Annotated in this window: 20 protein-coding genes and 2 pseudogenes; 8 read left to right on the plus strand and 14 right to left on the minus strand. The window is 71.6% G+C overall.

Annotated features, from left to right (window positions below; translation table 11 throughout):
* The 3 genes from ABZU32_RS06530 to ABZU32_RS06540 form a co-directional block, all read right to left on the minus strand.
* Nucleotides 1-1,301, minus strand: a 1,301-nt coding sequence (locus tag ABZU32_RS06530) for a non-reducing end alpha-L-arabinofuranosidase family hydrolase (RefSeq protein ID WP_354918708.1), incomplete at its 3' end; no start/stop codon positions are given.
* 353 nt (nucleotides 1,302-1,654) lie between these two features.
* Nucleotides 1,655-3,787 carry a family 43 glycosylhydrolase gene (locus ABZU32_RS06535; protein WP_354918035.1) on the minus strand — a complete coding sequence of 711 codons (2,133 nt, stop codon included), beginning with the start codon at nucleotides 3,785-3,787 and terminating at the stop codon, nucleotides 1,655-1,657.
* Between the two features lie 718 nt (nucleotides 3,788-4,505).
* A complete protein-coding gene (locus ABZU32_RS06540; protein ID WP_354918038.1) occupies nucleotides 4,506-5,864 on the minus strand; it encodes a PHB depolymerase family esterase in 1,359 nt (452 codons plus the stop codon).
* 259 nt (nucleotides 5,865-6,123) lie between these two features.
* Between ABZU32_RS06540 and ABZU32_RS06545 the strand changes: the two genes are divergently transcribed.
* Entirely contained in the window at nucleotides 6,124-6,594 is a 471-nt protein-coding gene (locus tag ABZU32_RS06545) for a MarR family transcriptional regulator (RefSeq protein ID WP_354842932.1), read from the plus strand.
* Nucleotides 6,595-6,638: 44 nt separating this feature from the next.
* On the opposite strand, the gene ABZU32_RS06550 is transcribed toward ABZU32_RS06545, so the two are convergent.
* The 7 genes from ABZU32_RS06550 to sigJ form a co-directional block, all read right to left on the minus strand.
* Nucleotides 6,639-7,232 (minus strand): copper resistance protein CopC, encoded by a 594-nt coding sequence (locus tag ABZU32_RS06550; protein ID WP_354918041.1) that lies wholly within the window; start codon nucleotides 7,230-7,232, stop codon nucleotides 6,639-6,641.
* A gap of 105 nt (nucleotides 7,233-7,337) precedes the next feature.
* Nucleotides 7,338-8,087, minus strand: coding sequence for a YcnI family protein (locus tag ABZU32_RS06555; protein ID WP_354918044.1), 750 nt, complete (start codon nucleotides 8,085-8,087; stop codon nucleotides 7,338-7,340).
* A gap of 88 nt (nucleotides 8,088-8,175) precedes the next feature.
* Complete coding sequence (locus ABZU32_RS06560) at nucleotides 8,176-8,778, minus strand: MFS transporter (RefSeq protein WP_354918047.1); 603 nt, start codon at nucleotides 8,776-8,778, stop codon at nucleotides 8,176-8,178.
* Between the two features lie 60 nt (nucleotides 8,779-8,838).
* Complete coding sequence (locus ABZU32_RS06565) at nucleotides 8,839-10,158, minus strand: hypothetical protein (RefSeq protein WP_354918050.1); 1,320 nt, start codon at nucleotides 10,156-10,158, stop codon at nucleotides 8,839-8,841.
* Nucleotides 10,159-10,168: 10 nt separating this feature from the next.
* Nucleotides 10,169-10,540 carry a hypothetical protein gene (locus ABZU32_RS06570; RefSeq protein WP_354918053.1) on the minus strand — a complete coding sequence of 124 codons (372 nt, stop codon included), beginning with the start codon at nucleotides 10,538-10,540 and terminating at the stop codon, nucleotides 10,169-10,171.
* A 35-nt stretch (nucleotides 10,541-10,575) separates the two neighbouring features.
* A complete protein-coding gene (locus tag ABZU32_RS06575; RefSeq protein WP_354918056.1) occupies nucleotides 10,576-11,553 on the minus strand; it encodes a copper resistance protein CopC in 978 nt (325 codons plus the stop codon).
* A gap of 222 nt (nucleotides 11,554-11,775) precedes the next feature.
* A complete protein-coding gene (gene sigJ, locus ABZU32_RS06580) occupies nucleotides 11,776-12,720 on the minus strand; it encodes an RNA polymerase sigma factor SigJ (protein ID WP_354918059.1) in 945 nt (314 codons plus the stop codon).
* Nucleotides 12,721-12,917: 197 nt separating this feature from the next.
* On the opposite strand from sigJ, the gene ABZU32_RS06585 reads away from it, so the two are divergent.
* On the plus strand, nucleotides 12,918-13,673 hold the full coding sequence (locus tag ABZU32_RS06585) for a ZIP family zinc transporter (protein WP_354918062.1): 756 nt from the start codon (nucleotides 12,918-12,920) through the stop codon (nucleotides 13,671-13,673).
* Nucleotides 13,674-13,727: 54 nt separating this feature from the next.
* Here the strand turns inward: ABZU32_RS06585 and ABZU32_RS06590 are convergent, their stop codons facing one another.
* A complete protein-coding gene (locus ABZU32_RS06590; protein WP_354918065.1) occupies nucleotides 13,728-14,237 on the minus strand; it encodes a CBS domain-containing protein in 510 nt (169 codons plus the stop codon).
* A complete protein-coding gene (locus ABZU32_RS06595; RefSeq protein WP_354918068.1) occupies nucleotides 14,228-14,398 on the minus strand; it encodes a CBS domain-containing protein in 171 nt (56 codons plus the stop codon). The genes ABZU32_RS06590 and ABZU32_RS06595 overlap by 10 nt, the downstream gene beginning before the upstream one ends.
* A gap of 161 nt (nucleotides 14,399-14,559) precedes the next feature.
* Here ABZU32_RS06595 and ABZU32_RS06600 point away from each other — a divergent pair, with 161 nt between their 5' ends.
* Nucleotides 14,560-15,222: a response regulator transcription factor gene (locus ABZU32_RS06600; protein ID WP_354918071.1), complete on the plus strand. Its 663-nt coding sequence runs from the start codon at nucleotides 14,560-14,562 to the stop codon at nucleotides 15,220-15,222.
* Between the two features lie 134 nt (nucleotides 15,223-15,356).
* On the opposite strand, the gene ABZU32_RS06605 is transcribed toward ABZU32_RS06600, so the two are convergent.
* Entirely contained in the window at nucleotides 15,357-15,923 is a 567-nt protein-coding gene (locus ABZU32_RS06605) for a hypothetical protein (RefSeq protein ID WP_354918074.1), read from the minus strand.
* Between the two features lie 484 nt (nucleotides 15,924-16,407).
* Here ABZU32_RS06605 and ABZU32_RS06610 point away from each other — a divergent pair.
* Nucleotides 16,408-17,402: pseudogene (locus ABZU32_RS06610) on the plus strand (iron-containing alcohol dehydrogenase).
* Between the two features lie 140 nt (nucleotides 17,403-17,542).
* The gene (gene nhaA, locus ABZU32_RS06615) at nucleotides 17,543-18,865 is read left to right on the plus strand and encodes a Na+/H+ antiporter NhaA (RefSeq protein ID WP_354918077.1); all 1,323 of its coding nucleotides are present in this window, start codon (nucleotides 17,543-17,545) and stop codon (nucleotides 18,863-18,865) included.
* An 85-nt stretch (nucleotides 18,866-18,950) separates the two neighbouring features.
* Here nhaA and ABZU32_RS06620 read toward each other — a convergent pair.
* Nucleotides 18,951-19,430, minus strand: a pseudogene (locus ABZU32_RS06620) (HAD family hydrolase); the annotation flags it as partial.
* Between ABZU32_RS06620 and ABZU32_RS06625 the strand changes: the two are divergent.
* The 3 genes from ABZU32_RS06625 (at nucleotide 19,321) to ABZU32_RS06635 (ending at nucleotide 25,366) form a co-directional block, all read left to right on the plus strand.
* Complete coding sequence (locus ABZU32_RS06625; protein ID WP_354918080.1) at nucleotides 19,321-20,394, plus strand: multicopper oxidase domain-containing protein; 1,074 nt, start codon at nucleotides 19,321-19,323, stop codon at nucleotides 20,392-20,394. The pseudogene ABZU32_RS06620 and the gene ABZU32_RS06625 overlap by 110 nt on opposite strands.
* A gap of 116 nt (nucleotides 20,395-20,510) precedes the next feature.
* Nucleotides 20,511-23,612: an AAA family ATPase gene (locus tag ABZU32_RS06630; RefSeq protein ID WP_354918083.1), complete on the plus strand. Its 3,102-nt coding sequence runs from the start codon at nucleotides 20,511-20,513 to the stop codon at nucleotides 23,610-23,612.
* A gap of 536 nt (nucleotides 23,613-24,148) precedes the next feature.
* Nucleotides 24,149-25,366: a S1 family peptidase gene (locus ABZU32_RS06635; RefSeq protein ID WP_354918085.1), complete on the plus strand. Its 1,218-nt coding sequence runs from the start codon at nucleotides 24,149-24,151 to the stop codon at nucleotides 25,364-25,366.
* Nucleotides 25,367-25,400 lie beyond the last annotated feature (34 nt).

Raw genomic sequence — 25,400 nt, forward strand, 5'->3', positions numbered from 1 at the left:
CAGGTCGCACCGCTGTTGGCCTTGCCGGCGAAGGGGTTGCTCTCGCTGGCGGCGTTGGGCGTCCAGGAGCCGCTGAGGCTGTCGGCGGTGAAGGACCGGAAGTAGCGTCCCTGCGAGCCGATCGCCTCGACGATCATGAGGTACTTGTTCTGGTTCTGCAGCTTGTAGACCTCGACCGCCTCGAACAGGTTGTTGGTCGAGTCGCTCATGATCTGGGTGTAGGTGCCGCCGAAGCTGCCGGGGAAGTTCCCGATCGGCATGCTCTGCCGGTAGATCTTGCCGTTGTCACCGGCGAAGAACAGGTACATGTTCTGGCCGTCACCGATCAGCGTCTGGTCGATCGGCCCGGTACCGGAGCCGGAGATGCTCGCGGTGGACAGCGTCTGCGCCCCCGACCAGCCGTTGGGGTTGGTGGGATCGCTGGAGGTGCGGTAGGAGAACGCCGTGCCGCCCCACTGGTAGGCCAGCACCCAGATGTTCTTCGGCGCGAAGTAGAACAATGTCGGCGCCACGGTGCCCGAGTTCATCCCGGTCTGAGTCGCCGAACCCATGTCCGACCAGTTGGTGAACGTGCTGAACGCCATCGAGCCCCAGCTGGAGCCGTTGTCGTGGGTGGTGGCGTAGACCAGGTGCTTGCCGTTGTAGACGACGTTGGTGAAGTCCTTCAACGACACCCAGCCCGACTTCGGCTGCGCCAGCGCCCCGGTCGACGTCCACCGGTACGACGACGGCAGGTTGCACGTGCCGGTCGGCGTCGGCGTGGGGGTGACGGTGGGAGTCGGCGTGGGGTTGGTGCCGCCGCCCAGCTTGACGAGTTGCCACTGCTGGTTGGTGCCGTTCCAGTCGCTGTACTGGACGACGTTGCCGCCGTCGGCGGTGGAGGCGCCCTGGACCTCGACGACCTTGTTGCTGTTGCGGTTGATCAGGCGGATGTAGCCGCTGTCGGAGTCGGCGAGGCGGAACTGCTGGTTGGTGCCGTTGCCGTCGGTCCACTGCACGATGTTGGCGCCGTCGGCCGTGGAGAAGTTGTAGACGTCCAGCACCTTGCCCGACAGGCGGGACTTCAGCCGGTAGTAGCCGCCGCCTGAGTCGACGAACTGCCACTGCTGGTTGTTGCCGTCGTTACGTGTCCACTGGGCGATGCGCGCCCCGTCGGCGGTCGACGCGCCGTACACGTCCAGCGCCTTGCCGCTGTTGCGGTTGACCAGCACGTACCAGGCGGTGGTGTCGACGCTCGCCGCGTTCGCGACGGTGGTCGGTCCGAGGCCCACAAGCAGGCCGACGAAGAGTGTGGCCACCATCGCGAAGGCGGCCGCCACGCTCCTGCGCATCCGTGCCGGACGCGGGGCGGGGTCGGGTTGAAACGGGGGTGGGGTCCCGTTCTTGGTATCCAAGGGTCGCTCCTTTTCACGTGTGCGGACGCGCCCGCTCCGAAGGCGGAACGGGCGGCGCCGCGCGGGGGGTGACGGCGGACGGCCCGCGTACGGGCCGGCCCGGAGGGAGTTCGGACCGGCCCGAGCTCTGCGAGGCGGACCGCCGCCGTGCCGTCCGTCCAAGGGGACGGGTCGTCACTGCCGGCCGGCGCCGCTTCCTTCGTCGTACCGGACGATGCCGGTGGAGCCGGACGGGCCGTCGCCCGTCCGGTGCCTCTCCGTCATGGGGTGGTCAGGTCGAATCGCCGTACGGTCACCGACCCGCCGAGGGCCTGGGTGGCGTAGTTGAACATCGCGAACCGGTAGCCCATGAAGAACTGCCAGGCGTTGTTCAGCGTGAACGCCGGGCCCAGGGTGGTGAAGTTGGTTCCGTCCGTGCTGTAGGAGAAGCGGGCCTGCCGCCCCGAGCCCGGGCGGATGTCGGCGTTGACCCGCAGCCAGATCCTCCCGCCGGAGATCGCCGCGCTCGCGGCGTCGGTGCCGGTGCCGGTGGTGTTCCAGTTGCCGTCCATGCTCAGGCCGTTGGTCATGGACACCCGGGTCTGCCCGTTGTCGCGTCTGACCCCGATCCACGCCGAGGAGTCGCGGAGCATGGCCAGGCCCGCCCGGTCGCCGTTGCTCATCGTGGAGTAGTCCAGCTCGATCGTCGCTGTGGACGAGGGCCCCTGGATGCGGTGGGTCAGGGTGTTACGCGCGTTGTACAGGTCGTTGGTCACGGTCGCGGTCTGCAGCCGCAGCCCGCTGCCGGACGACCACTTGCTGTTGTCGGGGTTGTGGTTCCACTCCCACCGCGGGTCGAGCGCGCTCGTGGTGAAGGTGTCCGGGCCGATCATCGACTTGACGGTCTTGGTCGTGGAGATCGCCGGCTTGGGATAGGTGGCGCCCCAGCCACCGTTCACGGTCTGCACCGACGGCCACCCGTCGGAGCTCCACGAGATCGGCGCCAGCGCCGGTACCCGGCCTCCGGGGTAGGCGTCGACGAACGCCATGTAGTACCAGGCGCCGTTCTGGGTCTGCACCAGACCACCCTGGTGCGGCACCCCGCCGCCGGAGATCGGGCTCGGCATGTTCAGCAGCACCTGGCGCATCTCGTACGGCCCCCACGGGCTGGTCGAGCGCAGCACGTACTGGCCGTTGGCCGGGCGGGTCACCCAGATGTAGTAGTAGCCGCCCCGCTTGTAGAAGCGCGAGCCCTCCAGCGTGCCGACGCTCGACGGCGTGGTGAACACCTGCTGGTGGCGCACCTCGCTGAGGCCGTCGGAGGACAGTTGCGCGACGCTGAGGGTGCTGTTGCCGTAGGCGACGTACATGGTGTCGTTGTCGTCGACCAGCAGACCGGCGTCGTAGTAGCAGTTGTTGATCCGCGACCGCTTGGACCAGGCGCCGTCCACCGCCGAGGCCGTGTAGACGTAGGTGCGGTTGAACTCGGTGCAGCCGATCCAGTAGTAGGTGCTGTTGCTGGGCCGGTAGTTGAACGCCGAGGCCCAGATGCCCTTCACGTACGCCCGTCCGCCGTTCAGGTCGTAGGCGTTCGAGTCGAAGGCGAGGCTCGGCACCGAGTGACCCGCGTACTCCCAGTTCACCAGGTCGTAGGAGCGCAGGATCGGCGCTCCGGGCGAGTAGTGCATGGTCGAGGCCGAGTAGTAGTACGCGTCGCCGACCCGAATGATGTCACCGTCGGCGAAGTCCTGCCAGACCACGGGGTTGTTGTACTGGCCCGTCGGCCCGGTGGGCGTCGGCGTGGGAGTGGGGGTCGCGGTCGGAGTGGGCGTGGGGTTGGTGCCGCCGCCGAGTTTGACGAGTTGCCACTGCTGGTTGGTGCCGTTCCAGTCGCTGTACTGGACGACGTTGCCGCCGTCGGCGGTGGAGGCGCCCTGGACTTCGACGACCTTGTTGCTGTTGCGGTTGATCAGGCGGATGTAGCCGCTGTCGGAGTCGGCGAGGCGGAACTGCTGGTTGGTGCCGTTGCCGTCGGTCCACTGGACGATGTTGGCGCCGTCGGCGGTCGAGAGGTTGTAGACGTCCAGCACCTTGCCCGACAGGCGGGACTTCAGCCGGTAGTAGCCGCTGCCGGAGTCGACGAACTGCCACTGCTGGTTGTTGCCGTCGTTGCGCGTCCACTGGGTGATGCGCGCCCCGTCGGCGGTCGACGCGCCGTACACGTCCAGCGCCTTGCCGCTGTTGCGGTTGACCAGCACGTACCAGGCGGTGGTGTCGACGGTCGCCGCCGACGCCGTCGTCGTGCCGATCGCGAGCATGGAGCCGGCCAGGATGGCCGTGGCGAGAATGGCGAGCAGCGACCGCCAGCCGCGTCTCCATGTGAAGGCTCGTCGGACCTCACCAGTGGTGGCCAATGCTTCCTCCTTCGATGTCGGACCGGGCGGCCGGCTGGGGGTGGGCCGCTCCGTCACGCAAGGCCATCGGTCGCGCACGATGGGTCCTCAAGGTGGTGCTCGTACTTCCGTCTCCGCCTGAAAAAGTCTGTTAGCGCTAACATCGGGTTTGTCATCGTACGTATGCTGTTTACGGAGAGAATTCCCGCCGATGTGGCCGACGAGGGTTTCCATGCGATGTGAGCGCTAACATTCGTATGGCTTCGATCGGGGATGTTTCTGTTGTTCGGTGCTATTCACCGCCCACCCGGTTGCAGCGGTTCTCCGGCCGCGCGCCTGTGCTGAACCTGCGTGGGACGAAAAACCAGTGGCTCGGGAGGTTTCGTTCTCGTGTCCAGTAAGTTACGTGACATAGTGAGCGATCGTTTTGGTGAAGTCAATGGCGCCCGAGATCGGCCGGGCCGTCCCGCGGGCCGGCCCGCCGCGAGGGAAACCCGCCCCCGCCGAAGGGCCTCCACCACCCCGCACGGTCGCCACAGGCGGCGACGTGCCGGCCCCGGGGCCGCCACCCGTCCCGCGGTGAACGCTGACAGACCGGGTGGCTCCGCGACTCGCACGTGAACGTCGATGAAACTTACACGTCGCCGGTGCCACCTCTTCCGCGCTCGCCGGTGAACGCGGAAGAGGTGGCACTCGCACGACGCTCACCCGGCACCGCCGGGTGAGCGCGTTGCCCGGGCTACACCCGGGCGCAGACGGTGCCGTTGAGTGCGAACTGGCTCGGCGCCGTGTTGGTGCCGTTGAAGCTCGCCTGGAAGCCGAAACTGGTGTTCCCGCCGGCGGGGATGGTGGCGTTGTAGCTCGCGTTGCGCGCCGTGACCTGCGTGCCGGACTGCGTGATCGCGGCGTTCCACGCGTTGGTGACCTGCTGGTTGCCGGGCCAGGTCCAGGTCACCGTCCAGCCGTTGACGGCGGAGGCGCCGCTGTTGGTGACGGTGAGGTTGGCGGTGAACCCGTTGTTCCAGCCGTTGGTGGTGTAGGCGACCCGGCACGGAGCGTTGGTCGGGGTGACGCTGGGGGTCGGAGTGGGAGTCGGGGTCGGGGTCGGGGTGACCGTCGGGGTCGGCGTCGGGGTCGGCGTGACGGTCGGGGTCGGCGTGGGGGTGGGGGAGGGCGAGGTGCCGTTGAGGCCGAAGAACTGGATGGCGACGGCCGCCATGCCGCCCGCCGGGAGGCTGTGGCCCGCGCCCTGGATGGTGTACGCCTCGACCCGCACGCTGCCGGAGGAGTCGGCGTAGCGGCGCCGGCTCCAACCGGACTGCGGGGTGTCAGTGCTGGTCGGCGTCTGGCTCACGCCGTTGACGTTGGTCCACTGCTTGATCTCCTCCTCCAGCTCGGAGTAGGCGACGACGTTGTCGGCGGTGCCGTGCCACAGCTGCATGCGCGGCCACGGTCCCCGGTAGCTCGGGTTGGCGTTGCGCGCCAAATCGCCCCACTGCTGGGCGGTCTTGCCGACGCACGGCGCCGAGTTGCCGCCGGGCTGGTAGGCGGCCTCGTTGGGGAAGCAGGTGAACGGCACGCCCATGAACGCCGCGCCCGCCTTGAACACCTCGGGGTACAGGGCCAGCATGGCGTTGGTCATCATGGCGCCCGAGGAGCTGCCGGTGGCGAACACCCGGTTCGGGTCGCCGTGGTACTGCTGCTCCACGTAGGTCACCATGGACATCAGCGACACCGGGTCGGTCTGCCCGCCGCGCACCTTCGAGGCCTCGGACCAGTTGTCGAAGCAGTTGGCCTTCTTCGACGCCGACGGGTAGATCACCACGAAGCCGTACCGGTCGGCGAGCGAGGCGAACTCGCTGGAGGAGTAGAACCCCGGTCCGGAGCCGCCGCACGGGTGCATGGCCAGCACGATGGCGGGGTTCGCCTGCGCGTTGTTCGGCACGTACAGGTGCATGCGCAGGTTGCCGGGGTTGGAGCCGAAGCCGGTCACCTCGGTCAGGGTGGCCGCGGCGGCCTGGTGGGGCAGCACCAGGGCGACGGCGGCGTAGAGCAGCGCCGCGCAGGCCATGCTCAGTATCGCGCTCAATCGTGTCATCCGCTCTCCTAATGTCGGTGTGCGGGCTTGGTCCCTGCTCGACGGCTCGAACCGGCGGCGCCGGTCTCACGGAGACATCGGGCTCGGCGGGTGGAAAATAGACGCGGCCCGGATCGGCGGTCAAGATGACGACGCGAGAACGCACACCACCAGCACCCCGGAGCGATGCCTTGGCCCTGCTTATCAAGTGGCTTGTTATAAAGTGCCTTGATATAGGACACGAAACTTACATCCGATGGACACGCGGTATGGTCGTTCGGTGACCGCCCGCCGTATCCCCGGGGCGTCCCGGTCGGCCGCATCCGTCCCCCGCCTGAGCTATCTGGTGTTCCGTCTGGAACGCCGCATTCGAGCGGGCCTGGACGAGGCGCTGGCGCGGCACGGCGTCACCACGACGGAGTACATGGCGCTCAGCGAACTGCGCATGCGCGAGGGGTTGTCGTCGGCGGAGCTGGCCCGCATCGCCTTCGTCACGCCGCAGGCGATGAACCTCGTCATCCGCGACCTGGAACAGCGCGAGGTGATCCGCCGCGACCCGCACCCGGACGGCGGCCGGGTGCTGTGCGCCCGTCTCACCCGCAAGGGCCTGTCCCTGCTCAGACGCTGCGACCGCTCGCTCGACGCCATCGAGGCGACCATGCTGGCCGACGTCGACGACACGACCCTGAAGACGCTCACGGACGGTCTCATGCGGTGCTCACACGCGTTGCGTCCGGACGCGGGGGTGTGAGCCCGGCGCCCGGACACTCGGCGAGCGGTGAGGGGGGTCGGCCGTCAGTCGTCCTCGGCGGCGGCATCGGGGCGGGCCGCGTCCTGAGCGCCCTTGCGCCTGCCGAGCAACAGCAGCACCGCCAGGATGACCACCAGGGCGATCGGGGCGCCCCACACCCACGCGGACACGCCCTGCTCCGATGCCGCGGGGGCCGAGCCGCCCGTGGCCGGGGCGTTCGCCGTGGACGGTCCCGGGGTCGCGGTGGCCGGGGGCGGCGCGGCGGCGCCGGTCGCGGTGGATCGGACGGTGAAGGGGATCTCCCCCTCCACCGGGTGGCCGTCGGAGGAGACGATGCGCCAGGCGATGACGTAGGCGCCCGAGGGCAGCGGCCCGGCGACCTTCTCCACGACCTTGGGGCCGTCGGCGCGCGGAGCGCCGGACTCGTAGCGTCGTCCGGCCGCGTCGTGCAGGATCACGACGGGGAAGCTGACGTGCGCGCTGAACTCCAGCTCGATCTGGTCCAGGCCGTCGACGACGGCGTTCTTGGCCGGGGAGCTGCTCTTGAGGCTGTCGTGCGCCAGGGCCGGCGCGGCCGGCAGGACCAGCAGCACGACGGAGGCACAGAGCAGCAGCGTTCGGATGATGAGGGATCGCACGGGGACTCCCGGGTGAGGAAACGGGGCGTGGGGTCACGCGCCGGCGGTACGGGAGCGTGCCCCCGTCCCCGCCGGCGCGTGACCCCGCTGCGGCCGGCGGCGCCGTCAGGCGCGTGAACGGCGCCGTGCGGCCACGGCGAGGCCGGCGCCGAGCAGGCCGATGACGATGCCGAGGATGGCGAGCACCCGGGCGGTGCCGTCCGGCCCGGCGGCCGGGGCGGAGGCGGCGGCCCCGGCGGGCGTCACCGAGGGCCCGGCCGGGGCGGCGGCCGACCGCGAGGAGCTCGCGGAGTGGCCGTCGCCGGCCTGCTCGGCGGCGGCCACCAGCTTGAGCGCCGGCACGGGGTGCTCGGCCTCCGAGCCGTCCGCCTTCGGCATGTCCCCCCAGGTGACGACCTCGCCGCCGGAGTAGGTCTGGACGGTCGGGAACAGCAGCTCATCGACGTCCTTGGGCAGCGGGCCGACCGACACCTCGAACTCCTGGAACTGGCCCGGCTCGATCTTCCCGCCGGTCCAAGTGATCTTCAGGACGGACTCGGTGACCTTGTCGCCGTCGTCGGAGACCACCGGCTGGGGCAGCTTGCCCCGGGTCAGCTTGGCATCCCAGCCGGGAACCGGGCGTACCGAGACGAACGGGAGCGGATGGTCGGTGGGGAACCGCACCTCCAGCTTGGTGGTCGACTCCTTGTCCCGCTCGTTGGGCACCCGGAAGGCGAGCTTGGTCCAGCCGCCCTTCTCGGCGGTGCCGGGGTTGATCGTGACGTGCGCCAGCGCGGGCAGCGCCAGGCCCACGGTGAGGGCGAGCGCGCCGGCGGTGACGGCGACCGCCCGCCGGTAGATGGCCGTGGAAGGCATGGGGATTCTCCGTTGTCTCGGTGAACGCGCAAGGGGTCTGGAGATGCGCGAAGGGACGCGCCGCGGCGGATGCCGGCGCGCTGAGGACTCACAAGACGGGGAGAACCGGGGGACCTCGCCGCACGACCACGTGCCGCAGGACGCGCTCGCGCGGGGAACACAGGACGGCCGGGGGCCGGCGCAAGCGCACGGCGGGCGCCCCGGGCGACGCCTCGCGCCGCAGCAGAAGCAGCAGCGCCGCCAGGCGGCGCACCGCGAAGGCGCCGAGGGCGCGCAGCAGCGACCACAGCGCCGTCTCACCACGCGACAGCCACCATCCGGTGACCAGCGCCGCGGTCGTGTGGGCGACGATCATGCCCACGCCGACGCCCAGGCCGGGTTCATGCGGCAGGGCGTCCAGGTGGTGGGGGTGGAGCGGGACGGGCGCGGCGTCGGCCGGGCCGAGCGCCTGGTGCAGGAACGCCTGGGCGGCCAGCAGCAGCCCGGTCACGGCCGCCGGCGAGCGTTCCCGGCCGGCCAGCGCCGCGGTGACCGCCATGACGACCAGCCCGCCCGGCAGCAACGCCCGCGGCTCGGGGGCCGAACCACCCGCGAACCAGTGCGCCACCGAGGCAAGCGTCAGGCACACGACGGCGAAGGCCGCCGCCCGCGCGAGTCTCAACGGCACGTTGGCGTGCATGACGCCATGCATCGTCCCACAGTCGCGGTCACCGCACATGTCGCAGATTGCCGTGACTCGCGTCCTATGACGTCAGGCGGCGAACAGCAGCAGCAGACCGGTCACCGTGTAGGCCACCATCAGGACCAGGAGCGGGACCTGCCCCTTGACGGCGGTGCGGCGCGGGAACAGGGTCAGCGCGCGGTCGTGGGCGAGCACGGTGCCCATGACGTGGCCGAGGACGATCACCGTGACCTGGAGCATGGCGATCGCCGCAGGGCTCGTGCCGGCCGCGCTGACCTTCCACCCGGCCGTGCCGAGCCAGTCGGCCCCGGTGACCAGTGGGTCGGAGAGCAGCGAGATGGTCCGCTGGCCTTCGAGCAGCAGCAGTGTGAAGTAGTGGGCGACCAGGTAACCGACGGCGATCGGCACGATGGAGTGGGCCAGTTCGCCCGCCGTGGTCCCGGGCGCCGCACCGCCCCAGCGCCCGGCCAGCGCGGTGGCCCCGAGGTAGGCCGCCAGCACCAGGCCGATGACGACGATCAGGCCGGCGGTGCCCGGCAACGGCGCGGGCAGCGGGCTCTCCTGCACGAACCGCACCCAGAACGGCGCGTTGGAGAGGCTGTCGTACATGGTGGACCCGAGCAACAGCACCACCAGGGTCGTCAGGCCCGGCGCCGGCTCCAGTCCGGCCATCCCGTGCAGCGGGTTGCGCCAGGTGAGCGTGCCGTCGGCATTCCGGCCGACGGGGGCCAGGCGGCCGATGAGGCCGCTGTAGGCCTCGAAGGCGTCGCCCTTGTCGAACCAGCCGGAACCGAAGACCGCCGCCCCCGCGAGCATGGCGACGCAGTACACGGCCAGCCAGGCGCCGATGACCGGCAAGGTGGCCCGCTCGGGGGCGACCAGCTCCAGCCAGGTGAAGGCGAGCAGACCGGCGGCGGCGGGCCAGTACCCGAGCCGGTCCGGAAGCGGCCGCACGCCGCGGCGCGGGTCGCGCCCGAGCGCGGAGCACGCCAGCAGATGCAGCGTACGCAAGGGATTCAGCGTCCGCCAGATCGGGCCGAACAGCAGAGACAGCGGGATGAGGCCCACCCAGAACAGGACGTAGAACACCCCCGCCGTCGGGTTGGCCGAGCGGTCGGGACCGAACAGCAGGCCCAGGCAGAAGTACGCCGCCGCGAGAAGCCCGGCCACCCGCCAGGACCACCGCCATGCCGGCAGGCTCACCAGACTCCGCACGCCCGCGGACACCGGACGGGCGTACCGGAGCGCGCCGGCGAGCCGCGGCTCGGTCCACAGCGCGCCGAGCGCGGCGAAGGACACCAGCAACGCCAGGACGGCGCCGGCCATCGCGGCCGGGAAGGGGATCGGCAGGTCCTGACGGCCTCCGATGCCATGGGCCAGCGGGAGCACCCGGGGACTCCTAACGCACCAGAAGCTGGAAGAGCTGCAGTTCCTGCCCGTGGGTCTCCACCTCGAACAGGCCGCTCTGGTCGGCCACGAACTCGATCGTCGCCGGGCTGCCCGGCTTGAGGTCGGCCGCCTTGTCGTAGCCGTGCACATGGGCCTGGTCGGCCACGTCGCTGGTGACGGTGATCCGCACCGTCTGGCCCTTGGCCACGTCGATCCGCGACGGAGGGGGCGTCACGGTCCGCTTGCTGATGGCCACCGCGATCTGCTTGACGGTCGTCGGGGCGGGGGCCTGCGCCCCGCCGCACGCCGTCAGGAACAGCAGCGCCGCCACGAGCAGGGCGGCGACGGGAAAGGGGCGGATGCGGGCAGGGAGAGGTCTCACGTCGTACTCCTGGTGCGGAACGGGCGTCATCCGGGTCAGCGGCGCCGGGCACGTGGCGCGGCGGCGGAACGGCCGGGACCGGCACGTTTCCCCGGACCGGCGGGACGGCGCGGACCGGCCCCCTTACCCGGACCGGCGGGTTTGCCCGGCGCCGACCGGCCGTCCGGCCGGGGCCGCGCGGCCCGCGCCACCATGACGGCCACTCCCACGACGAGCAGGGCGGGCAGCAGCCACACCAGCACGTCCACGCCGCTGGACGCGGACGGCTCCGCCGCGGCGCCCGGCGGGGTGCCGGCGCCCGGCGTGGTGGCGGCGACCGGCTCCTGCGACGTGGGGCCGTTGTCACAGCCGGTCTCGGGCATGGTCCTCGGCGTGCAGCCGGCCGCTGACGTGCCCTCCGACGGTGCGGCGGCCGACGGTGTGCCGGCCGGCGTCTGGCCTGGCCTCGGGCCGACGGCCGTGTCCTGCACGCCGGCGGCGGCCAGCAGGGCGGCGCTGGGCGTGTCGACGGGGGGCTCCCAGCCCTTGGGCGGCGTGGTGCGCCTGCCCGCGTAGGTGAACCGGACCTCTCCCCGCACCTGGTCTCCGTCCGAGGCGACGGTCCAGTAGTGCGCGGTGTAGACGCCCTTGCCCGGCCAGTGCGCCACGGGTATGCGCGCCTGGTACCCGTCGTGGTACAGGTGCGGCTCCCAGGAGCCGTTGACCAGGAAGAACTCTCTGATCGGCTCGTCGAGCCGCCGCGGCTCGCCGTGCGACCAGTGCCGGTCGATCCGTGCGCCGTCCGGGGCGGTGACGGTGAAGTACGCGTACGACAGCGGCTTCTCGGTGAAGTACAGCGAGACCGCGTCCAGCGGCTCGGTGACCGTGGCGTCCTTGGCCGGCACCGACAGGGCGAGCTGCCCATGGGCCTCGGCCGGCGTCGCCGGGACGACGAGCGCGAGAGACGCGATGACGGTCAGCAGAAGTATCCGCAGGGAGAGACCCTGGCCATGTCCAAGCGCGGACGAGCGCAACGAGACCCTTTCCGGAACACGGGCGCCGACCACGTCGATGACGATCGAGATGAGTACCCGTCGAGGGCGCGGGTGCCGCCCGATTCCGCCCAACGGATATTGCGCCCACATTGTCGCCATGAACCGAAGGGAGCGTCAACCCTCCCGCCCGCGCCCCGGCGCACCGGCATCGCTGCGCCTTCTCCACGGCGGACACGGCGCGCCGGGGACAGGCCGCCAACGCTAGTGCTCCCGGTTCGCCGTCCAGGGCCGGAGCTTGTCGGGGTTGCGTACCGCCCAGATGTGCTGGATCCGGTCGCCGGCGACGTCGAACGCCGCCACCGTCACGGTGACGCCGTCCCGCTGGGCGACCAGGCCGGGCCGGCCGTTGACCGTACGCTCCAGGATCGTCAGTTCGGGGATCACGGCGGCGATCTCCAAGAACAGGCGCGCGATGCGCTCGCCGCCTTCGACCGGGCGCGGCACGGCGCTGACCACGCCGCCGCCGTCGGCGGTCACCCTGGCGCCGGGGTCGAGGAGCCTGACCAGGGCTTCGATGTCCTTGGCCTCCCAGGCCCGCTTGAAGTCCCTGACGATGCCGGCCTGCCTGGCCGCCGGAGTAGCGGCGGCCTGGGTCCCGCGGATGCGACGCCGGGCCGAGGAGGCCAACTGGCGGCACGCCGCCGGGGTACGGCCGACGATCTCCCCCACTTCGGCGAAGGAGTAGCGGAAGACGTCGTGCAGGATGAACGCGACGCGCTCGGCCGGCGTCATCGACTCCAGCACGACCAGGAACGCCATGTTGACCGACTCGTCGAGGGTGACCCGGTCGGCCGGGTCCGCCGTGGCGCCGCCCGGCCGCCCGGAGATCCACTCCTTGGGGTCGGGCAGCGGCTCGGGGATCCATTCGCCCACATAGCTCTCCCGCCGGGCCCGTGCCGAGCCGAGCACGTCCAGGCAGATGCGACCGGCGACCTTCGTCAGCCAGGCGCCGGGCGACTCGATGGCCTCCTGCCGCTGCCGGGACATGGCGTACCAGCGCGCGTAGGTCTCCTGGACGACGTCCTCGGCCTCGGCCAGGGAGCCGAGGAGCCGATAGGCGAGATTGATCAACTGGCGCCGCTCGCCCATGATCGCGGCCAGGCCCGGATCGGCCCGGTCGTCCTGCGGCCCTGATCGGGTGGTCATGGCGTTGCCCTCCTTTCCCTTCGTCGCATCCGCGTCCGCGCCCACACCGGACCGACGAGGTGACCCCCCGGAATGTGAGGTCGACGTCTCACCCCGAATCACCGGCGGCGGTGTCGCCGGGTCGCCGGGTCGCCGGGCCACTGTGACACCATCCATCCTGAAGCGGCCCGGGAGCGGTGCGAGATGGAGGGGCCGGCATGCCGCAATGGTTGCAAGCAGGGTTGTGGGGGCTCGTCGCGGGAGGCGCGCTGGTCGCCGGGGCGGGGGTCGCCTGGCTGGTGCGGGTGCCGGCCAGGCTGATCGCCGCGATTATGGCTTTCGGCGCCGGGGTGCTGATCTCCGCGCTGTCGTTCGACCTGGTCGACGAGGCGGAGCGTTCCGGCGGTCTGGGCGCGGCCGCGACGGGTTTCCTGGCCGGGGCGGTCATGTACGTCGCGGCCAACGCCTGGCTGGCCCGCCACGGCGCCCGGCACCGCAAACGTTCCGGGCACCAGCAGGTCGACGAGGGTCAGGCGCAGGGAAGCGGGGCGGCAATCGCGATCGGGGCCCTGCTCGACGGCGTCCCCGAATCGGTGGTGCTCGGCCTGTCACTGCTGAACGGTGGCGGCGTCGGGGTCGCCGTCCTGGCGGCGGTGTTCATCTCCAACGTGCCCGAAGGGCTGTCCAGCGCCTCGGGCATGAAGAACGCCGGCCGCGACGCGCGCTATGTCTTCGGAGTCTGGGGCGGCATCGCGCTGGCCAGCGCCGTCGCCGCCTCGGTCGGCAACCTCACCCTGCGGACCGCCTCCCCGGCCGCCATCGCGATCATCACCGCCGTCGCCGCCGGAGCCATCCTCGCGATGATCGCCGACACCATGATCCCCGAGGCGTTCGAACGCGCACACGTCCTCACCGGGCTCATCACGACGATCGGCTTCCTCACCGCCTTCACCATCGAACGCCTCGGCCACTAGCGCAGGCCCCGGCGATCTCGGACGGCGCCGTGCGGGACGGGCCCTTCGGGTGTTTCACAGGTAGAGGGGGGAGATGGAGGCCTGGTCGTCATGGAGGAAGGTGAGGTCGCAGACCAGGGCGATGACGCCGTCGACGGTCTCGGCCGACGCGACGAGGCGGGCGGCCTGGGAGCGCAGGAGCGTCTGGCCGGTCAGCGTGACGACTCCCGCCTCGACGGCCACCTCCAGTCCTTCGCCGGTGATCTCGTGAACCTCGATCAGCCGCCGGACCTCGCGCTCGATGTCGGCCGACGGACGGGTGTAGACCTTGATCAGGTCCTTCTGGTGGACGGTCCCCGCGACGCGGCCGGTCAGCACGTTGATCACCGGCAACTGCTTGATGTGCGCGGCGTGCATCAGCCGGGCCGCCTCGCGGATCGAGGTGTCCTCGGTCACCGTTATGGCCGGGCTCGTCATGAGCTCCTGGGCCGTGGTGCCGGCGGCCTTGCGGTTCTCGCCGCGCCGTCTGCGGCTCTCGAACAGAGCGCCGGGGGCGGAACGAGGCCGGATCTCCTTCAGCAGCACGTCGCGGTCGTGACGACTCCGACGGGGTGCCGGTCGGGGGCGACCACCGTGACGGCGCCGACGTCGAACCGCCGCATCGTGGCGACCAGTTCGGCGAACGACGCGTCCAGCGGCACGGTGATGGCCACCTTTCCCATCACGTCTCTGACTTTCACCGTCATGACGAGCCTCCCTTTCTCCCTCCTCACGATGCCCGAAGGCGATCGCACCGGGCAGCGGTGAAAGTCCCTTGCTTCAGGGACTTTCGCTCGGTCGAGAAGGCCGGTCGTCTCCAGGAGTGGTGCCCTACCGTCACAGGCTCACCGGAGTTACTGTCCAAGACATGATTCGGGTGTTCCTGGTCGACGACCATGAGGTGGTGCGCCGCGGCGTCGCGGCGCTGCTGGATGCCGAGGATGACATAGAGATCGTCGGCGAGGCCGGCACGGCCGAGTCGGCGGTGGCGCGCATCCCGGCGCTCAAGCCCGATGTGGCGGTGCTCGACGTGCGCCTTCCGGACGGCAGCGGGGTCGACGTCTGCAGGGAGGTGCGCTCCAGGGTGCCCGAGCTGGCCTGTCTGATGCTCACCTCCTACGCCGATGAGGAGGCGCTGTTCAACGCGGTCATGGCCGGCGCCGCGGGCTACGTCCTCAAGCAGATCCACGGCTCCGACCTGGTAGGGGCGGTGCGCACGGTGGCGGCGGGCCAGTCTCTGCTCGATCCGAGGACCACCGCCACCATGTTGCAGCGGCTGCGCGAGCAGGCCGGCCGCAAGGATCCGCTGGCCGCCCTCACCGACCAGGAGCGGCACATCCTGGAGCTGATCGGCGAGGGGATGACCAACCGCCAGATCGGCGACCGGATGTACCTTGCGGAGAAGACCGTCAAGAACTACGTGTCCAACCTGCTGAGCAAGCTCAACATGCAGCGCCGTACGCAGGTGGCGGCCCTGGCGGCCCGGCTGAAGGCCGACCAGGGGGAGGGCGGCGACCGGACCGGGGGCTGACGCCCGATCCGGCCGGGGGCGCCGGCCGGGATCCCGCCCGGTGGGTGGCCACGCCCGCCGGGCGTCCGCTGTGACCGCACGCGTCGGCGCCCGCTCCTCTGGCGAGGAGCGGGCGCCGGGGCGGTCATGGAGGACTACTTGAGGACGGGGTGGCGCCGCACGATCGCGGTGCCGCTCCACCACCGGCCGATGCCGAGGGTGTCGCCGGCGCCTGCCAGGGCGAGGCCGGCCAGCACGATGGCGTAGATGATGTGCTCGTCCATGAACGGGTTGGTGGTGAGGGGCAGTTCGGCCGCCCACATGAACACCAGCAGGAGGCCGCCGGTGGCCGCGGCGATCCTCATGCCCGCGCCCAGGATCAGGGCGGCGCCGATGCCGGCCAGTCCGGCCATGAACAGCCAGTCGACCCAGGCCTGGCCGGCGAGGCCGCTGAAGAATCCGCCGAAGGCGTGCTCGGTGGTGCCCTTGAGGAAGCCGGTCGTCGGGCTGCCGCCGTTGATCCACGCCCGGGCGGAGGGGGTGGCGAAGCCCCAGCCGAACAGCTTGTCCAGGAAGGCCCAGAGGAAGACCCAGCCGATCGCGATGCGGGCGAGGGCGAAGACGTAGTCGGCCGGACGGGTCTCGTCGTGCGGCAGGCCGGCGTTCACCGCGGGGGTGCGGGGCGCGGCGTCACCTTCGTGGCGCCCTTGGGTGAGTGACATGGCTGGCCCTTTCATCGCGGGGCTGACGTGGTGTTCGCACTGATCACACCTTTTCCAGGTCTTTGCCAGCAGTGCCATACGGATCGCGTCGACCGGCCGGTAGGCCCGGCGCCTCCGGGACCTTCGGCCCTGCCGTCCATCCGGCGTCCGGCGGGAGCCTCGGAGTCGACGAAGGAGGCACGCCATGCCTGTCCCCGCTGAGACCGACCTCGGTGTCCGCCGGCTGCTCGCCGCGGCCGGTCAGGCGCCCTCGATCCACAACACCCAACCGTGGCGCTTCCGGATCTCACCGAACGCCGTGGAGCTGCTCGCCGATCCGGACCGCCGGCTCAGAACGACCGACCCGCGTGGCCGGTCGCTGCACGTCAGCTGCGGTGCCGCGCTGTTCAACCTGCGCCTGGCCGTCCGCGTGGCCGGATACCGGCCGCTGTCGTGGCCGCTGCCCGACCCGCAGACCGACCCGCGGCTGCTCGCGGTCGTCCACATGCCCTACGCCGGCCCGCCCACCCCGCTGGAGCAGGAGCTGTACGCCAACATCGGCAAGCGGCGCACCAACCGTGAACCGTTCGACGACAGGCGGGCGCATCGCCCACGCGACCCCGGCCGTCATCTCGACCTGTCCGCCGCCTCAGCCCTCCGCGGCGATCCTGGTCGCCGTCTCCACCAGGCGGCTCGCGTAACCCCACTCGTTGTCGTACCAGCCGAACACCTTCACCAGCTCTCCGCCACGGGCAAGAAGTACCCGCTGGCCGACTACTCCCTCACTCCGAGCGTCGCCATCGTCGACCCGGCCCTGGCCGCCGATCTGCCGCCGGCCGTCACCGCCGACAGCGGCTTCGACGCCCTGACCCACGCCATCGAGGCGTACGTTTCGGTCTACGCCAGCGACTTCACCGACGGCCTGGCCCTGCACGCCATCAAGCTGATCATAGGCAACTTGAAAGCGCCGTGCGGCACGGATCCGGCGACCCGGTCGCGCGCGAGCGGATGCACAATGCCGGATCCATCGCCGGCATGGCCTTCGGCAACGCCTTCCTCGGCATCGTCCACGCCATGTCCCACACGCTTGGCGCGAGCTTCCACATCGCCCATGGCCGGACCAACGCGGTGCTGCTGCCGCACGTGATCCGCTACAACGGCACGATCCCGGCCAAGCCGACCGGCTGGCCGAAGTACGAGCACTACCGCGCCCCCGAGCGATTCCAGGAGATCGCGCACCCGCTGGACCTGCCCGCCGCGACCCCGGAGCAGGGCGTCGAGTCCCTGGCCGCCGCCATCGAACGGCTCCGCGACGTCGCCGGCATCGAGCCGTCCTTCCAGGCCCTGGGCATCGACGAGGAGGAGTTCATCGCCGCGCTCCCCCAGCAGGCGCGCAACGCCTACGAGGACCAGTGCGCCCCCGCCAACCCCCGCATGCCGATGCTCGACGACATGCGGTCCCTCATGCGCACGGCCTACTACGGCACGCCCGGACGATGAGCGCGGGGCATACGGGGTGCGTGGCCGGCGGCGTTCAAACCCGATATGGGGGTCTTCGCGGGTCCTGATACGTTGGAGCCAGGTGCGCCGGGAAGTCTGGTCGGCAGGTTCGAACCCGACCCTGCCACGAGTGGAGCTCCATGCCCGGCACCGCCTTCCCCCGCCCGCCACGCCTGCTCGGACGCGGCACGTGGCCAGAAGCGCGGCGCGTCGCCGACATCCTGCGCAAGGAGACCATCGGCGGGGCCCTGCTCCTGGCCGCCGCGCTCGCCGCGCTGGCCTGGGCCAACTCCCCGTGGGCCCAGGCGTACGAGGACCTGCGCGCGATGACCGTGGGACCCGCCGCCCTGCACCTGGACCTGGACCTCGCCACCTGGGCCGGTGACGGCCTGCTGGCGATCTTCTTCTTCGTCGCCGGGCTGGAGCTCAAACGCGAGTTCGTCGCCGGGGACCTGCGCGACCCGCTGCGGGCGGCCGTGCCGGTGGCCGCCGCCTTCGGCGGCGTCGCCGTGCCGGCGGTCCTGTACCTGGTCGTCGCCGGCGCGGACGCGGCACGGGGCTGGGCCGTTCCCACCGCCACCGACATCGCCTTCGCCCTGGCGGTGCTGGCGGTGATCGGCCGGCACCTGCCCGCCGCGTTGCGCACGTTCCTGCTGACCTTGGCGGTGGTGGACGACCTGATCGCCATCGTCATCATCGCCGTCGCCTACACCGCGCACCTGTCGGCGCTCCCGCTCCTGGCGGCCCTGGTGCCACTGGCCGGTTTCGCCGTGCTGGTGCGACTGCGGGGGCGCTCATGGTGGTTGCTGCCGCCGCTCGCCTTCTCGACCTGGGCGCTGGTGCACGCGTCGGGCGTGCACGCCACCGTGGCCGGGGTGCTGCTGGCCCTGACCGTCCCGGTGCCGCGCGGCGCGCGGGCGGGTCTCCCCGGCGACGGGCCCGGGCCAGCCGAGCACCTCGAGCACCGGTTCCGGCCGATCTCCGCCGGCCTCGCCGTCCCGGTCTTCGCCTTCTTCTCCGCCGGGGTGAGCTTCGGCGGGCTCGACGGGCTCGCGGGGACGCTCACCGAGCCGGTCGCGCTCGGGGTCGTCGCCGGACTGCTGGCCGGCAAGCCGATCGGCATCCTGGCCGCGACGTGGGGAGTGGCCCGTTTCACCCGCGCCACCTTGGACGAGGGCCTGGCCTGGGTCGACATGGCCGGCCTGGCCGTCCTGTCCGGGATGGGGTTCACCGTGTCGCTCCTGATCGGGGAGCTCGCCTTCGGCCCCGGCGGCAGCGCTCACGCCACGGTCAAGGTCGCGGTCCTGACCGGCTCGCTGGCCGCCGCGCTGGCGGCCACGGTGATCCTGCGGTCGCGCGCCCGCACCTACCGGCGCATCCACCAGGCCGAGACCGCCGACCCCGACCCCGACCACGACGGCATCCCCGACCTCTACCGGCCAGGGCCGGAGTGCGGGGTGTAGACGGACCGGTGGAGGACGCGGTCGCGGTGCCCTCACCCGGTGCGCCGGCGTCGCGGCAGTCGACGACCCGGCCGCCGGTCCCGATGATGCCGAGGTCGGTGGCGACGGCGCGAGCCGTCCCCGGGTGGTCGCCGGTGATGAGGACGGGTCTGATCCCGGCGCGCTTGCAGGCGTCGATGGCGGCCGCCGCGGCCGGCCGCGGCGGATCGAGGATCGCGATCAGCCCGAGCAGCGTCAACCGCGCTCCTCGACGGTCGCCGGGACGTCGTCCAGGTCCGACGCGGCGACGGCCAGCACCCGGTAGCCGTTCTCGGCGAGCCGGTCGGCGCGCTCGCGGGCACGGGTGAGGACCGCGGGGGCGTCGGTCAGGACGGAGTGAGGGATGGAGCAGTGCCTCGGGCGCGCCCTTGCAGATCGTCCGGGCGTGGCCGCCGGGCGTCCGGTGGACCGTCGTCATGCGCTTGCGCCCGCTGTCGAAGGGCCGCTCGGCGACCCGCGGGAAGCGCTGCTGCGTCTGTGACCGGTCCAGGCCCAGCTTGGCGGCGGCGGCGAGCAGCAGCCGCAGGGACTTCGACCGGATCGCGGGGCCCTACATTCCCTACAGCGATCTTCCGCCGATCTGGAACCCGGAGTTCTTCGGCACCGCCATGATGGTCAACGGCCGCACCTGGCCGTACCTGACGGTCGAGCCACGCCGCTACCGGTTCCGCTTCCTGAACGGCTGCAACGCGCGGGTCCTCGACCTGAAGATCGTCACGCGGCCCGCCGCGAAACGCCCGGTGGCCCCGGCCCTGCCCTTCTGGCAGATCGGCTCGGACGGGGGGTTCCTGCCCGAGCCCGTCGAACTCGGCAGGCTCCTGCTCGCCCCGGCCGAGCGAGCCGACGTGATCGTCGACTTGACCCGCATGCCCCAGGACTCGGAGCTGTACCTCATCAACGAAGGGCCCGACGGGGCCTACCGCGGGGATCCGCGGGCCACCCCGGCCGACCCGGCGACGACCGGGCAGGTGATGAAGTTCCTCGTGCGGGAATCGGTGGAACCGGATCTCAGCGAGCCTCCCGACCGGCTCGCCCTTCCCGCGCCCGGCCCGCTCGCCCCGGAGACGAAGACCCGCAAGGTCGCCCTGCTGGAACAGACCTCGGCCACCATCGCCGGCGCCCCGCCGACGGCGGCGCTGCTCGGCACCGTCGACGGCGGGGTCAGGGCGAGGATGCGGTCAGATCCGATCACCGAGACCCCCGTGGCGGGCTCCACGGAGGTCTGGGAGATCCACAACCGGACGGTGGACGCCCACCCCATCCACATCCACGAGGCGCAGTTCGAGGTGGTCGACCGGCAGCCGTTCACCGGCGCCTCCCGGTCTCCGGAGCGCTGGGAGACGGGGTTCAAGGACACGGTGATCGCCTATCCCCACGAGATCACCCGGATCAGGGCGACGTTCGACCGGGCAGGGCTGTTCGTCTGGCACTGCCATCTCCTCGAGCACGAGGACAACGAGATGATGCGCCCCTACCGCGTGACGGGCTGAAGGCGCCGTGATCCCGCCTCCGCCGCTGGTCGCGGCCGCGGGAAAATGCGTCGTACGCGGCATTTGCTGGCTGTAGCCTGACCCCTGCGGCACGTTCCAGGAACGTGAGGAGCAGGATGGCTCACCCGGATCCCGACGATCATCTCCGGCGCCGGCTGCGCACCTTGCAGCGGGTCGTGGGCGGTCCCACCGACGCGACGCTGGCTCGCCGCAGCGGGGTCGCGGCGGCCACCTTCTCCGAGGCGATGGCCGGCAAACGGCGACTGCGGGACGAATTCGTCGCCAAGGTCATCGCCGGCTGCGTGGCCTGTGCCCGCGCCGCGGGGAGAGCCGGGCTGGACGAGCAGCACGTTCTGCAGGCGCTGCGGCTTCCCGGCCACACCGCCGCGGACAACGGCATCTTCGAACGCGACGACTACCTGGACTCCTGCTCATCTGTGCTCGACGAGGTCCGCGGACGGGCGGGGGCCACGATCGTGGTCGAGGGCCCCGCGGGCATCGGCAAGTCCGAACTGCTCGCGCGGGTGTGCGCGGAGAGCGCCGTGCGCGGGATCACCCCCTTGGTGGTGCGCGGCAACCAACTCGACCAGACGATGGCCTTCAGCGGCGTCCGGACGCTGCTCGGCCGCTGGGCGGCCGGCCACAGTGGCCACGACCGGCAGCGCCTGTTCGCCGGCGCCGCCGCGTTCGCGCGGGTCCCCCTCGGCCTCCCGCACACCCGGCGAGGTTCGGAGATCGGCCTCACCGAAGCCCTGTACTGGCTGCTGGTCAACGCCACCGACCCCGCCGGCGGCGACGAATCGCTGCTGCTGGCCGTCGATGACGCGCACTGGCTGGACGAGGAGTCGCTGAACTGGCTGGAGTTCCTCAGCGACAGGCTGGCCGGACTGCCCGTGGTGTTGCTGCTGGCCTGCCGGCCGGACGAGCCCGCGCAGCCACCGGCGCTCACCCGTGTCACCCTGCGCGCCACCTCCGTCATCCGGCCCCGGCCGCTCAGCCTGGACGCCGTGCGCGCCATCGTGGGCCGCGGCCTCGGACCTCCGGGCTCCCCTCCGGACGAGACGTTCTGCGCGGCCTTCCACCGGCACAGCGGCGGCAACCCGTTCTACCTGCGGTGGATGATCGACCTGGCCCGCGAGCGGCGGCTCGCGCCGACGGCCGGATCCGCCACGCGCGTCGCCCGCCTCACGCCACGCCAGGTCGTGGTGCACCTCAACGAGCGGCTGCGCACGCTCGGGCCGCCGGCGGAGCGGCTGGCCCGCACCATCGCCGTGCTCGGCCCCGGTATCCCCCTCGGCCAGGCCGTCCACCTCGCCGGACTGACCTGTGAGGAGGGCAGGCGCGCGTACGACCTGCTCTGCAGAGCCGGGATCCTGGCCGACCACTCCAGCGTCGACTTCCGGCACCCGATCATCCGGAGCGCGGTCTACGACGACATCGACCCCTCGCAGCGCAGCGACACCCATCTCGCGGCGGCACGGTCGCTGCACCAGGCCGACGCCGGCCTCCAGCCGGTGGCCGCCCACCTGCTGCGGGTCAACGCCGCGGGCGACCCCTGGGTGGTCGACCGGCTGGTCGCCGCGGCCGACGCGGCGATGAGCTCCGGCCTGGCGGCCACGGCGGCTCGCTACCTCGGGCGCGGGGTCGCCGAGCCGCCCCCGCCCGCCCGGCGTTGCCAGGTGCGAACGCGTTACGGGCAGGCGCTTGCGCTGGGAGAGGTGGCCACGGCCATCCCCGAATTGCTCGCCGCCCGCGAGCAGGCAGCCGACGACGCCCAGGGCGTCGAGGCCGCGATCGCGCTCGCCAAGGTGTACGGGTACGCCAACCGGCTCGGCGACGCCGTCCGATCGCTCGACCGGGCCCTGGACGGCTGCCGGGACGACGGTCTCCGCGACCGCCTGCGGGCCGAGCAGTTGCTGTGGGCCACCTGGTGGGCCGACGACCCGCACCGGCCCGACCGCATGCTGCTGCTCGACCGGGCCGCCCCGCCGCTGGGCGGCGCCACCCACGTGGAGCGTCTGATGATCACCCTGCACGCGTGGAGCCTGGTGCTGCGCGGGGAGCCCCGCACCGCCGCCGCGAAGGCCATCGGGCCCGTGATCCGCGACGGCGTGTCGTTCGCCGACCTCGACCAGGGCATGGAGGTCGGCACCGTGACCGCGTTCGTCCACCTGTTCTCCGACGACCTGGCGACGGCCGGTCGCCTGTTCGAGCAGGCGGTGGACGAGTTCGACCGCAACGGCTGGCGCGGCACCCACCTCACCTTCGCCCGCGTCCACCTGGGCAACGTGGCCCTGCGGGAGGGCAGGATCGCCGACGCGGTCGCCGACGCCGAGATCGCGCTGCGCCTGGCCGACCGCACCGGCCCCGGAACGCCCGCGGAGCAGTTCGCCACCGGCACCCTGATCGAGGCACTGCTCGCGCGCGGTGACGTCGACCGCGCGGAGGCGGTGTACGGCGAGCGCCGGTACGGCGCCTCCTCGGCTGACGCCTTGGTGCTCCCCATACCGAACGCGGTCCGCGGCGCCCTCCAGATCGCACGCGGCCAGACCGCCGGCGCCGCCGCCACGCTGCGCCGGCTCGGGCAGTGGCTGGAACACGCGTCGCTGCTCAACCCGTCGGTGTGCATGTGGCGCTTCGACCTCGCCCAGGTGTTGCGGCACACCGCGCCGGACCAGGCCCGCGAGATCGTGGACGTCGGGATGCGGCGGGCGGAACGATTTGGCAGCCCGCTGGTCCGTGCGCGAGCCCTGCGCACGCTGGCCGCGCTGCGACCGGCCTCGGCCGCGGAACCGCTCGAGGAGGCGGTCCGGATCCTGCGCCCCACCCCGCACCGCCTCGAACTGGCCCACGCTCTGGCCGAACTCGGCGCGGCCCTGACCCGGAGGGACCCCACGTCCTCGCCGCGGACCGGCCACGACGCGCGCGTGCCACTGTCGGAGGCGCTGACCCTGGCCGACGAGTGCGGCGCCCTGGGTCTGGCCGACGCCGTCGCCCGGCGCCTCGGGGACGCTCCTCACCTCCAGCGTCGGCGGACCAACGCGCTGGATCCGCGCCGGCGACGCGTCGCCCTGCTCGCCGCGGACGGACGCTCCGAATCCGAGATCGCCTACAGCATGGTCCTCGACCTGGACACGGTCACCACGCTGCTCCGTGAAGCACACGACATCCTCGGCGTCGGCTCCCTCGCCGAACTGCGCCGAGCCCTGACGCGGTGACCGTGACCCCTGCCCTCTGATCCGGCGGATCCTGCGACCCGGCAAGCCTTCTGCGGCGGACCGTGTGACCCGGCATGCCCTCTGAACCGGCATGCCCTCTGAACCGGGGTGCCCTCTGAACCGGGGTGCCCCCTGAACCCGGGGTGCCCGCTGAACCGGCATGCCTCTGAACCGGTGTGCCCTTAGAACCGGCGGAACGTGTGAACCGGCATGCCCTTTGAACCGGTGTGCTCTCTGAACCGGCGGACCGTGTTAACCGGCATGCCGTCTGTGGCGGCATGCCGGCCGAACCGGCACGGGCCGGTCGCCGGATGCCGGAATCGTTCGGTTATTCGGCGGCGATGGCGGAGCCCCGGCGCGCTCGGTGAAATGACTCGACTCCTCCGATGACCGCGCCCCGCGGATCGGATCCCTCCAAAGGCGAAACGGAGCCGCATGACGGCCTCCGTCACCCTGTCCACGATCAAGGGGAAATGATGCCAATCGCAGCACATCGCGGCACGTTAGCCGGCCCGCGCAGGTCGGCGGCACGGTACGTGGGGGTCCTGAGCGCGGTCGTGCTGAGCGTGACCGCGCTCAGCACGACCTCCGCTCTGGCCGATCCCGATCCCGAACCCGCTCCCGGCGCGGGCAAGAACGCCGTCGAGGCCGTCCCGTTCAGCCACATCCCGGCCGACATCCGGCAGAAAATGCTCGACCAGGTTCCGCTGAAGGAAGCGGCGTCGAAGATCTCCTGGGCCGTCGAGAAGGGCGGAGCGGCCGGCGGGTTCGCCGGCATCGTCCTGCAGCCCAAGTCGGTCGAGCTGTGGTGGAAGGGCAAGCTCCCCGCCTCCGTGAACAGCGCCCTGGCCAAGGCGCGCGGCGTCGCGGCCGTCGAGGTCAAGGCCGCGCGTCACTCCCAGGCCGAGCTCAAGAAGGCCGCGGCCGGCCTGCTGGCCGACCTGAGGAAGAACCCGCAGGGGGCGCTCACCCAGGTGGCCGGCTCGGTCACCGGCGCCGGGCTCGTCGTGACCACCAAGGCCGCGGCCAAGACGCTCGCCCCTCGGGCGACGACGGTCGGCGGCGTTCCGGTCACCTACGTCACGGGGGAGGTCCCGCAGGCCGACGGCCGGTACAACGACTACGACCCCTACTACGGCGGTGGCGCGATCATCAACGACGACAACCACGCCCGGTGCACGGCCGGCTGGGCCGTCACCGACGGCGGTGGTCAGAGCTACCTGCTGACCGCCGGTCACTGCGGCCGGACCGGCGGCGGCTGGCACAACGGTTCCTGGACCACCCCCGGCACCGGCCTGTGGGTCGGAACCGGCGCCCAGGAGAACCCCGGTCACGACATCCTCCTCATCACCGCGAGCTCCGCCGGGCGCATCTGGGACGGCGACTCCTCCGGCACCTTCACCAAGGGCGTCGCCGGCTGGGACTGGGTCTACGCCAACGAGTGGGTCTGTCAGTCGGGCTCCACGAGCGGCGCCGTCTGCGGGATCCAGAACACCGCCGACTTCGCCTACGGAGGCTGGTACCTCGACGCCTACGGCAACACCGAGTACTGGTCGGACCTCATCGTCGCCCGCCGCACCGACGGCGGGCTGCCGAGCCAGGCCGGCGACAGCGGCGGCCCGGTCTTCGCCCTGAGCGGCGACTACAACGTCGTGGCGAAGGGAACGGTCACCGCCCACAACGGCTCGACCTTCTACTACCAGGACTTCGCCACGGCCGTCCGCGACTTCGGAATCTCCGTGAAGACCGGCTGAACCACCCCCCGGTTTCGACAACCTCATGAAGCCG

It is taken from the genome of Sphaerisporangium sp. NPDC005288 (assembly GCF_040607475.1).
Taxonomy (GTDB): Bacteria; Actinomycetota; Actinomycetes; order Streptosporangiales; family Streptosporangiaceae; genus Sphaerisporangium; species Sphaerisporangium rhizosphaerae.